Source organism: Flavobacterium sp. C3NV (assembly GCF_046825355.2).
Classification (GTDB): domain Bacteria; phylum Bacteroidota; class Bacteroidia; order Flavobacteriales; family Flavobacteriaceae; genus Flavobacterium.
In genome coordinates this window covers 157,803-173,265 of record NZ_JBKQBJ020000003.1, presented here as the reverse complement: position 1 = coordinate 173,265, position 15,463 = coordinate 157,803, and the positions used below count along the sequence as shown (strand labels likewise).

The following is a 15,463-nucleotide window of genomic DNA, read 5'->3' as shown; positions in this document are numbered from 1 at the left end:
GTCGAAGTCTCGCAAAATGATTCAGCTCAATTTTGTCATTCCGAGGAACGAGGAATCTTCACAAGTAATTCCGCAAACAAAATCGTCAATCTTTGTAGAGTCTCTTATGGAGATTCCTCGTTCCTCGGAATGACAAGCTTTGAGAATTTAAAACTTAAATTTTCTTATATAACTTATATGGTTTATTTTTTTTACTTAATCCCCAATCTAGATTTCAACTTCAAAAACAACAGCGCAATTTTATACGCATCTTCAGAAGAAGAATTTCTGTCACTTTTTGGAATTTTGTAAATTTCGCTCAAATCGTCCAAAGAGAATTGTTTGTCATTAATATCCATTAATTTTCTGTACATCATATCAATATCCAGAGCTTCATTTTTCAATCTTCCACAATCCAGACGTTCTAACGCCGCATTTAGCATTTCAATATCAAAATTGATGTGATGACCAACTAAAATAGAATTACCTATAAAGTTAACAAATGCCTCAATAGCATCTGGCTCAGGCATTTTAAGCATTTTGCTTTCAATGATAAACTCATTCGAAAGACCATTATCCTGCAAAAATTTGTATTGCAGCAAAACAGCTTCGAAATTATCTTTTATTACAATTCCATCATCAATTACTGAAAAAGCACCCAAAGATAAAATAACATCTTTATTAGGGTTTAACCCAGAAGTTTCGGTAGATAAAACTACAAATCTGTTAGGTTTTGTTTCGAATTTTGTCAGGTATTCTTTCCAGAAATCCGGATATTCTTTGTTGATATTTTTAATCCAGTCTAGCATATTTATGAGAATTGTGTAAGTTGAAATTTACTCTTAATCAGTTCCTCAAGGTCTTTCATTGGGGTTAAGGCATTTTTTAACTTTTCTTTGTCTGTTTTAGACATTTCTCGCAAATTGATGTATTGTCCTGAGTCGTCATTCTTTAATCCTTCGACAGTTCTAAATTTTGACAATGTTAAAAAAGCTTCGGCACAGCTCAAATAAATTTCGGCATTTTTAGAATCTGTTATGGCTAATTGTTTGAATCTTAAATAAGTATTTTTGATTCCTTTGATATTAGCATTCAAAATTAACAAACGTGCAGCATCAATTAATGGCATTAACGCACGGGTTTTAATATCAAATTTTGTTTTATGCGGTCCTTCTTCTTCGACAATAAATTTCTTGAAGAAACTTAAAGGAGAATTTCTTTTTAAAGCATCATTACCTAAAAAGTCGAAAAATAAGGTATTGTTAACAGCATTTTTGAAAATAACGTTTTCTATTACTTCTTCGATCTTTGGTTCTCCAAAAACAATTTCATAATCAAAGAAAATACTACTTAAATCATTGCTGTTTTCACCTGGAGTATTCATCCAGCTGTTGTATTGTTTTGTCCAGTCTGTCAATGATTTACACCATAACATATTGCTTCCCATATGACCGTTTGGACAATATTCGTAACCTACTTTTTCTAATATAGAAGTTGTTCTTTTGGCCAGTCTTAAAAAGTAATCTTTTACTTCTCTGTATTTTTCAGGAGCAACATCTTCAAAAATAAGAATACTATCCTGATCCGTAAGTAATAATTGCTCTTTACGGCCTTGACTACCAATGCTTAACCATGCAAAACGGGCAGGAGGTGAGCCTAAATCTAAAATAGAAAGCTCAACAGCACGTTTGATGATCGCCAGGTTAATTTCGCTCGCAATATTACTAATATGCGAAATCGGAATATTCTTCTGAATCGAGTTCTGAATCAAATCAGACAAACGATCGCGTATTTGTTTTAAGTCTTTTGGAAGCTGAGAGCGTTTAATTTCTTTAATCAAAACACCAGGATTACTAGCTTGAGCCACAATTAAATCGTGTTCAGAAATGATTCCTTTTACAGCAGATTTGCTTGTACCGTCTTTAGTAACACATAAATGCGTTACATTATTTTTAAGCATAAGCAATTGCGCTTCGGCAAGAGAAACATTTTCGATCACAGTAACTACCGGAGACGACATGATTTTGTCAATGGTTTCTGTGATAGGATAGCGTCCTGTTGCAATTTTAGAAGATAAATCGGCATTGGTTACAATACCAATCGGATTATTCTTTTCGCAAATCACAATATTATCTACCATTGATTCTGTCATGAGGATCGCAACATCTTTAATAATACGATTCGATTCAGTTGTTAATGGTGAATTATTATAAGCAAGTGACTGAATATATTGCATTTCCGATTGCTGATCTACGTAGAAAGCAGTATCAGAAATCAGTTTTCCGTTAGAGTTTACATTGTCTTTTGCGTGTCTTGAATTGATGGCAAAATTCTCTAATAAAAAGTTTAAAACATCAGAATTATTAGCCACAAAAGGTCTAAAAACGGCGATAGGAATAGCATAAATAATACTTTCTTCGCGTGCTTTTGCCGTCATCATATAGTTGTTTTTGGCAAAAAACGGACGTAAACCAAAAATATCGCCTTCATGGCATTTGTTTATAATCGTTTCTTCGGCATCAGCAATTGTGGTTAAATTTATGACACCCGAAGCCACGACATAAAAACTATCATGAAGTAAGTCGTTTATTTGAAAAAGTACAGCGTGTTTTTCTAAATTGATTACACGAATGTTTGTAGCAATATCAGATAATTCCTGAAAAGTTAAATTATCAAATGGCGGGTATTCTTTTAAAAAATCTGCAATATGCTCAGCAATTGTATTCATACGTTTGATAATTTTTTTAAAGTATCGAATGTAAAAATAATAAAATAAAGTCTTACAATGAAAGCATCTTAGCGAGAATGTAATTATTTTAAGGAAATGTTAAACTTTGCTGATTTACAGCCTTTAAAAACGGCTTTTTAAGATTTTAAAATCATTATTATCATTTAAAATTTTGCGCATATACCGAAACGCAGGAGTAATTAATTCTAAAAATTCGTTTGTTTAGTTACTTACGAAGTTTTGACGTAAGAGAAAGATCGTATTGGAGAAGGTTTTGAAATATTCTATTTTACATAATATAAATTATAGTTCAAATATAATACTGCAGTTAGCAGTGGTAAGGCTTTGTAAATTCTTTGCTTTTAAAAAGTGTTTCATATTTGTTACTTTAAATTCTCACCCTCATACAGAACTAATTCAATATTTAATTGATTTTAATTTTTAATCGTAAAGTTTCGTGAGAATCGTTTCTTTGGGAACTAAATCAGATCCGCCTCGTTTAGTAAATTGTATCACGCCTTCATTTGCATAAAGTACTGCGCTTACAGAACCGTTTTTAGATTTCATGCTGATTTGAGCTTTTTCGCCAAGCACATATACATATCCGGTAATTTCCATAACACCGGTAACGAATTTTTCATTAGCGCTTGTAATTTCTGCAGTTCCGAATATTTTACTGTTTGATTGCGCTATGTTTAAAGTCAAAACATATTCTTTGCTGCAATCCTTGCAATTCTCAGTGCTCCATGTGCCTGTAAATCGATTTGTTTGTGAATGTGCTGAAAAAGAAATTAATAGCAACAAAAGAATGATTTTTTTCATTAGGATTGTCTTGTTTGTAAATTTTGTTTCAAATATAAACCAAAAAAGCATTCACCGTGGCGAATGCTTTTATTTTGAGTAAAAAATTAAATTATTTTATTTTTTTCAAATAAACAGATTTTCCGTTTAATGCTACGTTAATTTCATTGTTTTTCTCTGAAAAAGTCGTTCTCAAAGCATTTCCTTTAAAAATCGTAACGTCTCCGTAAACTTTTCCGGTTTCATTAGAAACATATTCGAACAATAATTTTTTGTTATCTGGCTCAATTCCAATTTTATAACTTGAAAATTTCGAAGTGTCCAGATTAAATTCCTGCTGAGTATCAATAATTTTTCCATCTGCATAAAAATTAGTAACAGACTTGTTTAGCGTGATATCAGGATAATATTCATTTACTTTTTGAAGAAGTGCATATTGTTCAGCAGTTGCATCTTCTTTCTTAGAAGTAATCGTTTGTGCAAATGAAAGTGTTGTAAAAATAAGAGCGAATAGTAAAGAGAAATTTTTCATAAATTTTAATTTTTAGGATTAGTTTGAAAATCAATTATTGAAGTTCAATTTTAGATTTAAAATCAATGCACTTTTTATATAAAAATGCATAAGATTATATAACAAGGTACTAAATATTTACCTTTGCAGGAAATTAAAAGCAATTATTTAAGATAATGACAACAAAAAAATATATTAAACTCATTCTGATTTTAGGTTCTTTAACAGCACTTGGTCCTTTTTCGATCGACATGTATTTACCGGGTTTCTCCGGTATCGCTAAAGATCTAAATACCACTGTTGCAAAAGTCTCTATGAGTTTGTCCAGTTATTTCATCGGAATTTCGGCCGGGCAATTGCTTTACGGGCCTTTATTGGACCGTTTTGGACGAAAAAAACCTTTATTCATTGGTCTTTTAGTTTACATATTGGCTTCATTAGGTTGTGTTTATGTAGCCGATATTGATTCTTTTATCCTTTTACGATTTGTTCAGGCAATTGGTAGCTGTGCAGCAACAGTAGCTTCTGTAGCCATGGTGCGAGATTTGTTTCCTGTAAAAGATATACCAAAAGTTTTCTCTTTATTAATGCTGGTTTTGGGGCTTTCGCCGATGTTGGCGCCAACAATTGGTGGTTATGTTACAGAAGATTATGGCTGGCATACGGTATTTTTTATTCTAATGTGTATGGGAATCGCTATTTTAATTGCTGCCCAGGTTGGTTTGCCAAACAGCTATAAACCTGATACTTCGATCTCATTAAAACCAAAACCGATCATTTCGAACTTTTTAAAAGTATTAAAAGAACCTCAGTTTTTTACTTATGCCTTTACAGGATCTATTTCTTTTTCAGGCTTATTTACTTACGTAGCGGCCTCTCCTATCATTTTTATGGATATTTATCACGTAGATGCTAAAACATACGGATGGATTTTTGCTTTTATGTCAGTAAGTTTTATTGGTTCCAGTCAATTGAATTCCGTTTTACTGAAGAAATTCTCAAGTGAGCAAATGATTTTTGGCGCGTTAATTACACAATCTGTTATTGCCATCGTTTTTCTGGTACTTGCTGTTAATAATTTATTAGGATTATACGAAACAATCGCAATGCTTTTCTTGTTTTTGGGATGTTTGGGAATTTCAAACCCAAATACAGCCGGACTTACGATGGCGCCTTTTGCTAAAAACGCCGGAAGTGCCTCCGCTTTAATGGGTGCTATTCAGTTAGGATTAGGAGCTTTAGCATCATTTGCTGTTGGAGTTTTTGTAAAAGATTCTGTAGCGCCAATGGTTCTTATTATGACATCAACAACGATTATCGCCTTTATAGTTTTAAATATCGGTAAACGTTTTATTAAAGAAAAAGTTGAAGTTTCTAATGATGATGATGTTTTGGTGGGACATTAAAAATTAAAAAATCCAAATTTTTGAAATTCCAAATTCCAATGAATTGGGAGTGATAAAAATCGAATAAAAAAATATGAAAATTTCAAATCATTTTTCATTCTTAGAAATGACAAATTACGAGCATAAAAAAGCCAGAATTTAATAATTCTGGCTTTTTCATTTATTGATTATTGGAATTTGGAATTTAATATTTGGAATTTACTTATTCGCTTTGTTGTCTTTTATCCGGTCTGATAATCATTCTTAGTGATTGATCTCTGGCAAAATAAGCGACCATCCAGTTCCAGAATGTATTTAATCTGTTTCTATAAGTAATTAGGGATATCAAGTGGATAAACAGCCAGATAATCCAGGCAAAGAATCCTTTAAAATGCCATTTTGGACTTGGTAAATCAACCACCGCTTTGTTTTTACCAATGATCGCCATAGAGCCTTTGTCATTATAAGCAAAAGGTTTTAAAGGTTTGTTTTGTACTAATGCTTTAAAGTTTTTAGCCAAATTTAATCCTTGTTGAATAGCGACCTGAGCCACTTGCGGATGTCCGTCAGGGAAATTTTTATCTCCCGCTGAAATAGCTGTGTCACCAATGGCATAAATATTAATCAAGCCATTTACTTTATTGTATTGATCTGTTGCCATACGTCTTCCGCGGCCATAACTTTCTTTTGGAATTCCGTCAAAAAGTTTTGCAGAAACTCCGGCAGCCCAAATTAAGTTTTTGGTTTTGATAGTTTCTCCGTTTTCAAAATGTACAGTATCATCAATATAATCGACTACGCGGGTATGCAGCTTGACTACAACTCCTAATTTAGTAAGCGCGTCTAATGTGTCTTCTTGCGAAGCTTTGCTCATTGGGGCGAGTAGTGCGTCTCCCCCATCGACCAAATACACATTACTGGCTGATGTTTCTAATTCCGGATATTCTTTTAAAAGGATATTTTTACGCATTTCAGCAAACATTCCTGAAACCTCTACTCCTGTTGGTCCTCCTCCTGCAACTACAATGGTTAATAATTTACGGCGTTTACGGATATCTTTTGTAATAGCAGCCTTTTCCAGGTTTTTAAGCAAGGTATTACGCATTTCGATGGCATCATTTAAGGTTTTCATCGGGATGGCGTTTTTCATTACGTTTTCCATGCCAAAATAACTGGTTTCAGCTCCTGTAGCAAAAACTAGATGATCGTATGTTAGTTCACCATTATTAAGGATTATTTTATTTTCGGCAGGAACTACAGAAAGCAATTCGCCTAAACGAAATTGAAGGTTTTTTTTGCCTGCAAAGAATTTTCTAAAAGGATAACTGATACTTGAAGGCTCTAAAAAAGCGGTAGCAACCTGATATATTAGTGGCGGAAAGAAATTATAATTGTTTTTGTCTACAAGGGTTACTTGTATTTGAGGATGGTCTACAAGCTCTTTTGCGAGATTTAGACCTGCAAAACCACCTCCTATAATAACTATGTTCATATATGTTGTTTTATTTAAGTAGATTTTATAAAAATATAGCTTAAATGTACAACTTTAAAATACAATGACAAATGTCAGTATTATTACTTTTTGAATTTTTTAACAGGTTTTTCCGTTACTTCAACTTTGTTTTGCAAAACGTAATTGGCCAACAATTTTTCGATTAATTCGTCTTTGGTAAGATGATGAAAAACGGTTTTTACTTTTGTTTTTAAATCGGCTGAAATATCGTGATTGGGTTTTGTTTTGAAGATTTGTTTCGCCCATAAAAGCGTGTTGTTTTCTTCTAAACTTACTACAGAAGGTTTCTGGAATTGGGTAAATTTAATACCTAATTCTTTTTCGAATTCCGGGATTTCAGCGGTTTCTTCTTCTTGTAAAACGGTCAAAGAAAGTCCTTTTGCTCCTGCCCTTGCAGTTCTACCACTACGGTGAACATAGTTTTCGTACGTATCCGGTAAATGGTAATTTACGACATACGAAATTTCTTTTACGTCGATTCCTCTTGCCGCTAAATCGGTTGCAACCAGAATGTTGATATGTCCTTCACGAAATTGCTCCATGATTCTGTCACGAATTCCCTGCGATAAACTTCCGTGTAATGCTCCTGAAGAAAAACGATTAATCGCTAAGTTTTTAGCTAATTTGTTTACTGCAGCTTTGGTTTTACAAAAGATGATTCCGCGTTCTCCATCTTTTGAATTCAGGAAATGCATTAAAACATCCAATTTTTCGATTGGGTCCACTACAATATATTCGTGATCAATTCCTTGGTTACCAACAGTTTCCATATTGGCACTAACCTGAACTACGTTTTTGTTTAAGTAATTCTGGATCAGTTGTTTTATTGTTCCCGGCAAAGTTGCCGAGAATAATAAAGTTCTGTGTTTTTTAGGAAGTTCGGCTACGATTTCGTCCAGACTTTCTTTTAGAATCGAAACCATTTCATCGGCTTCATCTAAAACTAAATATTGTGCTTGTTTTAAGTCAATTGCTTTACGCTGAATCAAATCGATTAAACGTCCCGGTGTTGCTACAACAATATGTGTGGGCTGTGATAAACGCTCGATTTGAGGTTTTATTGGAATTCCGCCACAAGTTGAAGCGATTGAAATATTTGGAATGTGTTTTCCGAAATCTTCTAAGTTTCTGAATATCTGTTGTCCAAGTTCTCTGGTGGGTACCAAAATTACTGCTTGTACAATTGAAGATTCAGTATCTATTAATTGTAATAATGGTAATCCGAAAGCGGCTGTTTTACCCGTTCCGGTTTTGGCTAAACCTACAACATCATGGCTTTCAGAAAGCAATAACGGAATTGTTTTTTGTTGAATTTCTGTTGGTTCAACAATGTTCAATTCGCTTAACGCTTTTAAAATTGGTGCTGAAATTCCTAATGATGAGAATTGTTTAGACATTGTTTTTATTATTGTAGAGTTCTGATTTTAGATTTTAGATTCTGTCACAGATTACTCAGATTTAAATGATTTTTTTAGAACCTTTGGTTCTGTTTTTTCTCTCAATTATTTCATCCCTAGTTCCTCGGGATAAAATATATTGTGTATAAATGTTACTATTGCTTCTTATGAATCCTAAAGCCCTAGCCCTGATGGTAGCGGCATCCTTTTGTGCCGGTGTTCGGCGCAAAAGATATAGCGGACAGCAGGAAATAGCTCCTGATTATTAAAATTCCAAACTTTTAAAATTCAAAATTCCAATGTTGAACGCGTTTCTCCCGATTACTATCGGGATCGCTCAGCGTGACAATATGAAACTAAAAAAAACTTGAAACAATTTTTTTAATCTTCGTCCGGTTCGTTCATGATTTTCTCACGATACTTTTTACCTATTAACAGGACCAGTTTTAGTTTGTAATCATCAACCAGCCATTCGCGGTAATTTTTACTACATTGACTCAAACATTTAGAATAGCGTTTGATACGACAATCGATATCGTCGTCTAGTTCTCTTCCTAATGATTTTGCTTCTTGCAGCGTTTCTGTATTGTCTACACACATTGCTGCGTGTTGCTCTAATGACTTATCTAAAACTACTTTTGAACGTAAATTTTGTTTGATGATCAATTTATGTTCTTCATCAACATCAAAAGTAACGTCGGCAGTTTTGGCGAATTTCGCACGTAATTCCGGTGGCATGCTGTATTTGAAATACAATTCGATCTCGGTATCATCACGTAGATTTTCTAAATAGAATTCTGGTGATTTAAAGATGTGCTGCCAGTTTACCGGCTCACTCCATAAACCAAAACGTGCTGCATTATTACCTAAATCAATAACTGTAAACTCGTCTTTACCAGGTAATTTACGAGATCCACGACCAATCATTTGGTAATATAATGTAAGCGATTTTGTCGCTCTGTTCAGGATAATAGTTTCTACTGTTGGCTCATCAAAACCTGTTGTTAAGATTCCTACAGAGGTTAGAATCGCATCCGGAGTCTTTTTAAACCATGCCAGGATATCTTTACGTTCTTCTGAACTGCTTGTGTTATCAAGGTGTCTAATGTCGTAACCGGCTTCTCTAAAGGTTTCATATACATATAATGAAGTATGAATACCGTTGTTGAAGATCAGGGTTTTTTTGCCAAGAGAACGTTCTGTATACGCATGCAAAAGTTTTTCCTGCATGATGGTATTCGTATATAGATCATCTGATGATTTTACGGTGTAATCTCCGTTGATACCTACTTTTAGTGATGTTAATCCCACATCATAACTATAGGTGGTTGCGCGGGCAAGGAAACCTTTGTCGATCAATGAACTAATGGTGTCTCCCACAATAAGTTCATCGTAACTCTGGTGCATGGGTAATTTTATATTCGAACTCAACGGTGTTGCTGTTACCCCAAGGATAAAAGCGTTTTTGAATGAGTTTAATAATTTTCTGAATGAATTGTAGTGCGCCTCATCGATAATAACCAAACCAATGTTATCAAGGTGTAATTTCTCATCATTGATACGGTTTTTTAAAGTCTCGACCATGGCCACGAAACAAGAAAAATCGTTTTGGTCAGGTAATTCTTTTACTTTACTGTTAATGATTTTGTTAGAAACGCCAAACCCTTTAAGCATTTTTGAGGTTTGTTTACAAAGTTCTATACGATGCGTTAAAACCACCACTTTTTTATCATTATTAGCTAAATAACGACGTACGATTTCGGAAAAAATCACTGTTTTTCCACCACCAGTAGGCAATTGATATAATAAATGATGTTTCGAAGGAGCATTGTCTAAACGTTCAAAAATGGCATCGATATCGCCTTTTTGGTATGCATAAAGTTCTTTTTTCTCTTCTCTTTCTATTTCTAAAGTGTTTTGAGACATTGTTTATTTTTGGATTTTTGCAAAAATACACCGAAAAAACAGTTATTCATCTTATTTTAACGTAAAATAAATGATTTTTTTAAATAAGATTTTTTATGAGAAAAGCCTTTAAAAGTCAATTTTTTCTAAAATTGCCTCAAAATCATACTTGTTTTTCCATTTTTGTTGAATATTTTCTTGTTTGATTGCCAGAATTCGATCTTTAAAATCATATAAAATTCCGTTAGAAATGACAAAATTTACTGCCTGCTCGAAAGAATTTAAAATACTTTTGTAAAATAATTCCTGTTTAATGAAATTATTTGAGGAATAAGTTTGCGCTATTTCGATGTTATAGAGCATAATATCGGCAATGACAAAAGGATCAACCCCGATCATTATAAAATGTTTAATGATTTTTTGGGCAACAGAACGACGCATTTTGGCTTTTGGACGCCATTTTGCGTTGGGTTTCTTTATAGGAAAATATTCGTGCGAAATTTTGACTTTAGATTCCTGCAAAAGTTTATCCTCTTTAGGATTAAAAACAAAATCATAGTAGACTTTTACCGGCGCAAATTTTTCGTACAGCTCGATAATTTGTTCTTCGAGTTGTTCCTTGTTTAATTCGGCCAAATATTTTTTTAAATCGCGCTTACTCATTATCAAAGTTTAAGATTACAAAAATAAATTACTTTCCTGATTCATACCGCAAAAACCAACGATAATACTTAATTTTGCGCAAACAAATTTAAAATATCACATAGATGCTCAAGATTTTCAAAGTTACCGCAATTTTAGAAGGGATTTCTTATTTAGTATTATTTGCTAATATGCTTGTTATTAAAAACAGTAATCCGGAATTATATCATACTTTTTTACGTCCGTTAGGAATGACTCACGGAGTATTATTTATAGGATACATTATATTGGCTGTGCTACTTAGAAAATCACAAAATTGGGATCTCAAAACTTTTGGAATCATACTTATTGCTTCTCTTATTCCGTTTGGAACTTTTTATATCGAGAAGAAATACTTAGAAAATAATGCATAAACTTTTGGATAAAATATTTAACTTTTTATATCCGCTTTTTCGGGATTGGGGAATGAGCCGCAATTTTGCGTCATACATTAGCCTTTTCCTAAATATTGCTATCATGGTAGCTTTGGCATTTGCCATTTATTATGCAGCAAAATTCGTTTTGGTAACCTTAACGGCTGTTTTTGCCCAGAAAACCAAAACAAAATTTGATGATTACCTTATTCATAACAAAACCACAAAATACACGGCATATTTAATTCCGTTTTTCTTTATCTATAAAGCCGTTCCTATTATTCTCGATAAATACGAATATTGGGAATCGTTGTTTGGAAAAATAGTGGGTATTTATATTGTTTTGATTAGTTTATGGATCATCAGAACCATTTTTAATGCTTTACGCGATTATCTAAAACAAAAACCTGAATACAGCGACAAACCTATTGACAGCTTTGTTCAGGTTATTATGATCGTGCTTTGGATTTTTGGTGTGGCGATGATTATTTCGACGCTTTTCGGGATCAAAAAAGGGGAACTTTTAACGATTCTGGGAACACTTTCGGCTATTATTATTTTGATTTTCAGGGATACTATTTTAGGATTTGTATCGAGTGTTCAGGTTGCCATAAACGATATGGTGCGCATTGGTGACTGGATTACAATGGATAAATTTGGTGCCGATGGCGATGTAATCGAAATAAATCTGACTACGGTAAAGGTTCGAAATTTTGATAATACGATTACCACGATTCCGACTTATGCCTTGAGTTCCGACTCTTTCCAGAACTGGCGCGGAATGCAAAAATCTGACGGAAGACGTATAAAAAGACATATTCTCATCAAAAGCAGCAGTATTCGTTTCCTTAATAATGATGATTTGAATCATATGAAACGCGTGCAGCTTATCAGTTCTTATATCGAAACAAGACAAGCCGAAATCGAAAAATACAATGATTTGCGTGGCGTTGATAAATCGCTTTCGCTAAATGGCCGTAATATGACGAACTTAGGTTTGTTTAGAAAATATATCATGCAATATTTGATAACACATCCGGGATTGAATAAAGATATGCATATCATGTGTCGTCAGCTACAATCGACTGCTCATGGCGTTCCGTTAGAGATTTATGCTTTCTCGAGCGATAAGCGCTGGGCGAATTACGAATATATTATGGCGGATATTTTTGATCATGTTATGGCTTCAGTTATTTATTTTGATCTTGAAATATTCGAATTGCCTTCTACAATTGGACCACTTAATTAGTTTCAGGTTGCTTTGCTTCGAGTGTATTTTTACCGCAAAGAGCGCTAAGATTTTAATCTATTTTATGTTTTAGAAAAAGTAAAGTTCGCAAAGCTTTGTGTCTTTTTTTTTTTTAATCTCGCAAAGGCGCGGAGTCGCAAAGTTTTTTAAGCTTTATGTGCTTATTTTGGAATTAATTTAAGATGGCAAATTCTATAAATACTATAAACTTAGCGTCTTTGCGCCTTTGCGAGATTATTTTGATCATGTTATGGCTTCGGTTATTTATTTTGATCTTGAAATATTCGAATTGCCTTCTACAATAGGACCAATTAATTAGTTTCAGGTTGCTTTGCTTCGAGTGTAATTTTTACCGCAAAGAGCGCTAAGATTTTAATCTATTTTATGTTTTAGAATAAGTAAAGTTCGCAAAGCTTTGTGTCTTTTTTTTTTTTTTTAAAATCTCGCAAAGGCGCGGAGTCGCAAAGTTTTTTAAGCTTTATGTGCTTATTTTGGGATTAATTTAAGATGGCGAATTCTATAAATACTATAAACTTAGCGTCTTTGCGCCTTTGCGAGATTATTTTAGCCCAGTAAAAAAAAACTTAGCGTTCCTTGCGGTTAAAAAAAATGAAACTGAAAACTGCCACTGAGACTGAAAACTATTTTTTAGCCTCTTCAAAAACAAACTTCGAATTATTGTATTCTATTGGAGTTCCGGGCATGAAACATGGAAGATTGAAATATGTGGTTATGATGCCAGTCCCTAAATATAATTTGTTTTCTTTTTTGAGCAAAGCCAATGGAATCCTTTTCCAGCTTCCTCCGTTGGATATAAAATGAAAATCGCCTCTTAAAGTATCGCCTTTAATATCTCCCCTAACATCTCCGGAGTCTTTACCTTGCTGGTAATAAGATCTTTCGTAATGACCAAAAAAACGTTTATCATTAATATTTAGGGTTAAAACTGCTGTGTCTTTATCATGTACAGCGTGATATACCATATGCTTGTACTCGCTTTTTTTATCTTTAGAATTGCAGGAAACAATTAGAATTAAAATTAAAAACAAAAGAGATTTTATATTCATAGATTGAAGGATTTTTTCTTTTTTCACCATATAAGTTATGTAAGTTCATTTAAAGCTATTGGATTATTTTTTCTGGATTATTTAAGTTGATTTGTAAACTCATTTCAGATAACCTTATAATATCTTATATAACTTATATGGTGAAATTTTATTTATAATTCACTTGGTAAAATTAATTTTCGCATTAGAATTTTTTCTAAATTTAAAGAAAAAACATGGAAGATAGAGACGCTTTTTTAAGAGAATTCAGAGGAGAGACTTTAGGAACAGTAAGTGCTCAATCTTCAGCCGATGAGCTGTTTCAAAATCAGACGATTAGGCCTATTTTGAAACTTCAAAATGATTTGTTTATTGCGGTTTTCATCAACTACGTCAATAAAAACAAAGCCGATTTTTATTCCTATACGGTTGAAAAGAAGCTTCAAACAATCGAAAATTCTATACAAAAAGATATTAAGTTTAGAAATTCTCTTAAGGGAATTGTCATGGCGCTTTTTACTATTGAAGAATATGATATTTATATTCAGAACTCCTCTAGTTTAAACAAACGAATGATGAATTTGTTAGTTGATCGCTTGAAAAGTCAAGTGCAGTTGTTTGAATTAGAAACTAAATAATTAAATATAATAATGTCGATTAGAACCTTTTGGAACATCTTAATTAAAATTTTAGGGTTGTTTTTAATTTTTCAAGCTGTATCAATAATTCCTGAGTGGATTTCATCCATTTATTTTTTATATGAAAATGGAGACGCTAAAAATTTGATTATTCTCATTTTTAGTATTTTACTTGTTCTTTTTATATTTTATTTAGTTTGTCGATTATTTCTTTTTAAAGCGAATTGGATCATTGACAAATTAAAACTTGACACAGGTTTTGAAAGTAATACCATAGAATTAAATTGGAGTCAAAGTAAAATAATTTCAATAGCTGTAATTGTTATTGGAGCATTAATGCTTATTACAAATGTTCCGATTTTGTTCAAGGAATTTTTTATCTTTTTCCAACAGAAAATTCTTTTCAAAGACTATCCGAAATCTGGTTGGCTTATCTTTTATTTTTGTAAAGCTATAATTGGTTATTTATTAATGACAAACAGTTTTCGAATTGCAAAATTGATTGATAAACAGAAATAATTTAAGTATTTATGTTTGACCAATTCCGAAATAAATTTCCTTTAACCGATGAAAAATGGCTGAAATACACCAGTTATTTCAATTGCATTGAAGTTGCTTCAAAAACAACTCTTTTAGAAGAAGGCGAAATCTCGAAAAAGCTTTTTATTATCGAAAAAGGCTGTATCAGAGTTTGGTTTAACAATAACGGAAAAGATCTAACGACTCAGTTTTTTTTCGAAAATCAGAGTGTGGCTTCTATCGAAAGTTTCATGAAGAAATTTCCAAGCCAGGCGTCTGTTGAAACCATTGAACCTTCGGTTTTGTGGTGGATTTCTAAAAGTGATCTGGATAAAATTCTGGAAGAAATCAAAGAAATTCCTGAATTAAGAGATCGTTTAATCGATATGCTTTTTCAACGTACTTTCGATTATATGAAGTACTTTGTATCTTTTATAAAGGACTCTCCTACTCAGCGTTATCTTAATTTAATTGAAGAAAGACCTCAAATTATTCAGCGTGTTCCTCAGCATTATATTGCTTCTTATCTTGGCGTAACTACAGTTCATTTAAGCCGAATCAAAAGTAAACTGGTTCATAAGAAATAATAACATTTTCACCATATAAGCTATATAAGGAAATATAAGTCAAGCTTAAATTAACTTATATAGCTTATATGGTTTAAAAAAAAATATTTGATAACAAATGTTATCGCCTCCCCATAAACGGCTGCCTAATTTTGCTTTATAAAATTTAAT

At 32.8% G+C, this 15,463-nt stretch carries 15 protein-coding genes; 6 read left to right on the top strand and 9 right to left on the bottom strand.

Features of this window, described 5'->3' with window-relative positions; translation table 11 throughout:
- Positions 1–191: 191 nt before the first annotated feature.
- The 4 genes from ACIDC4_RS05935 to ACIDC4_RS05920 form a co-directional block, all read right to left on the bottom strand.
- Positions 192–788 (bottom strand): 3'-5' exonuclease, encoded by a 597-nt coding sequence (locus tag ACIDC4_RS05935; protein ID WP_173972864.1) that lies wholly within the window; start codon positions 786–788, stop codon positions 192–194.
- Positions 789–790: 2 nt separating this feature from the next.
- Complete coding sequence (locus tag ACIDC4_RS05930; protein ID WP_412042170.1) at positions 791–2,707, bottom strand: DUF294 nucleotidyltransferase-like domain-containing protein; 1,917 nt, start codon at positions 2,705–2,707, stop codon at positions 791–793.
- Positions 2,708–3,148: 441 nt separating this feature from the next.
- On the bottom strand, positions 3,149–3,529 hold the full coding sequence (locus ACIDC4_RS05925; RefSeq protein ID WP_412042169.1) for a hypothetical protein: 381 nt from the start codon (positions 3,527–3,529) through the stop codon (positions 3,149–3,151).
- Between the two features lie 91 nt (positions 3,530–3,620).
- Positions 3,621–4,040 (bottom strand): hypothetical protein, encoded by a 420-nt coding sequence (locus ACIDC4_RS05920; protein WP_412042168.1) that lies wholly within the window; start codon positions 4,038–4,040, stop codon positions 3,621–3,623.
- A gap of 155 nt (positions 4,041–4,195) precedes the next feature.
- On the opposite strand from ACIDC4_RS05920, the gene ACIDC4_RS05915 reads away from it, so the two are divergent.
- Complete coding sequence (locus ACIDC4_RS05915) at positions 4,196–5,425, top strand: multidrug effflux MFS transporter (protein WP_412042167.1); 1,230 nt, start codon at positions 4,196–4,198, stop codon at positions 5,423–5,425.
- 202 nt (positions 5,426–5,627) lie between these two features.
- Here ACIDC4_RS05915 and ACIDC4_RS05910 read toward each other — a convergent pair whose 3' ends face one another.
- From ACIDC4_RS05910 to ACIDC4_RS05895, 4 genes are all read right to left on the bottom strand, one after another.
- Positions 5,628–6,896, bottom strand: a complete 1,269-nt coding sequence (locus ACIDC4_RS05910; protein WP_412042166.1) for an NAD(P)/FAD-dependent oxidoreductase — start codon at positions 6,894–6,896, stop codon at positions 5,628–5,630.
- 83 nt (positions 6,897–6,979) lie between these two features.
- On the bottom strand, positions 6,980–8,314 hold the full coding sequence (locus ACIDC4_RS05905; RefSeq protein WP_412042165.1) for a DEAD/DEAH box helicase: 1,335 nt from the start codon (positions 8,312–8,314) through the stop codon (positions 6,980–6,982).
- Between the two features lie 381 nt (positions 8,315–8,695).
- Entirely contained in the window at positions 8,696–10,240 is a 1,545-nt protein-coding gene (locus ACIDC4_RS05900; RefSeq protein WP_230038652.1) for a DEAD/DEAH box helicase, read from the bottom strand.
- A gap of 108 nt (positions 10,241–10,348) precedes the next feature.
- Positions 10,349–10,882, bottom strand: coding sequence for a DUF6155 family protein (locus ACIDC4_RS05895; RefSeq protein WP_412042164.1), 534 nt, complete (start codon positions 10,880–10,882; stop codon positions 10,349–10,351).
- A 104-nt stretch (positions 10,883–10,986) separates the two neighbouring features.
- On the opposite strand from ACIDC4_RS05895, the gene ACIDC4_RS05890 reads away from it, so the two are divergent.
- Both ACIDC4_RS05890 and ACIDC4_RS05885 read left to right on the top strand, forming a co-directional pair.
- On the top strand, positions 10,987–11,274 hold the full coding sequence (locus tag ACIDC4_RS05890) for a DUF3817 domain-containing protein (RefSeq protein WP_173972873.1): 288 nt from the start codon (positions 10,987–10,989) through the stop codon (positions 11,272–11,274).
- Positions 11,267–12,523 carry a mechanosensitive ion channel family protein gene (locus ACIDC4_RS05885; RefSeq protein WP_412042163.1) on the top strand — a complete coding sequence of 419 codons (1,257 nt, stop codon included), beginning with the start codon at positions 11,267–11,269 and terminating at the stop codon, positions 12,521–12,523. The genes ACIDC4_RS05890 and ACIDC4_RS05885 overlap by 8 nt, the downstream gene beginning before the upstream one ends.
- 641 nt (positions 12,524–13,164) lie before the next feature.
- Here ACIDC4_RS05885 and ACIDC4_RS05880 read toward each other — a convergent pair.
- Positions 13,165–13,590, bottom strand: coding sequence for a hypothetical protein (locus tag ACIDC4_RS05880; protein WP_412042162.1), 426 nt, complete (start codon positions 13,588–13,590; stop codon positions 13,165–13,167).
- 215 nt (positions 13,591–13,805) lie between these two features.
- On the opposite strand from ACIDC4_RS05880, the gene ACIDC4_RS05875 reads away from it, so the two are divergent.
- The 3 genes from ACIDC4_RS05875 to ACIDC4_RS05865 are packed head-to-tail and all read left to right on the top strand — an operon-like array spanning position 13,806 to position 15,313.
- Positions 13,806–14,207 (top strand): glyoxalase, encoded by a 402-nt coding sequence (locus ACIDC4_RS05875; RefSeq protein WP_230038662.1) that lies wholly within the window; start codon positions 13,806–13,808, stop codon positions 14,205–14,207.
- A gap of 12 nt (positions 14,208–14,219) precedes the next feature.
- On the top strand, positions 14,220–14,726 hold the full coding sequence (locus ACIDC4_RS05870) for a hypothetical protein (protein ID WP_412042161.1): 507 nt from the start codon (positions 14,220–14,222) through the stop codon (positions 14,724–14,726).
- A gap of 11 nt (positions 14,727–14,737) precedes the next feature.
- Positions 14,738–15,313 (top strand): Crp/Fnr family transcriptional regulator, encoded by a 576-nt coding sequence (locus ACIDC4_RS05865; protein ID WP_412042160.1) that lies wholly within the window; start codon positions 14,738–14,740, stop codon positions 15,311–15,313.
- Positions 15,314–15,463 lie beyond the last annotated feature (150 nt).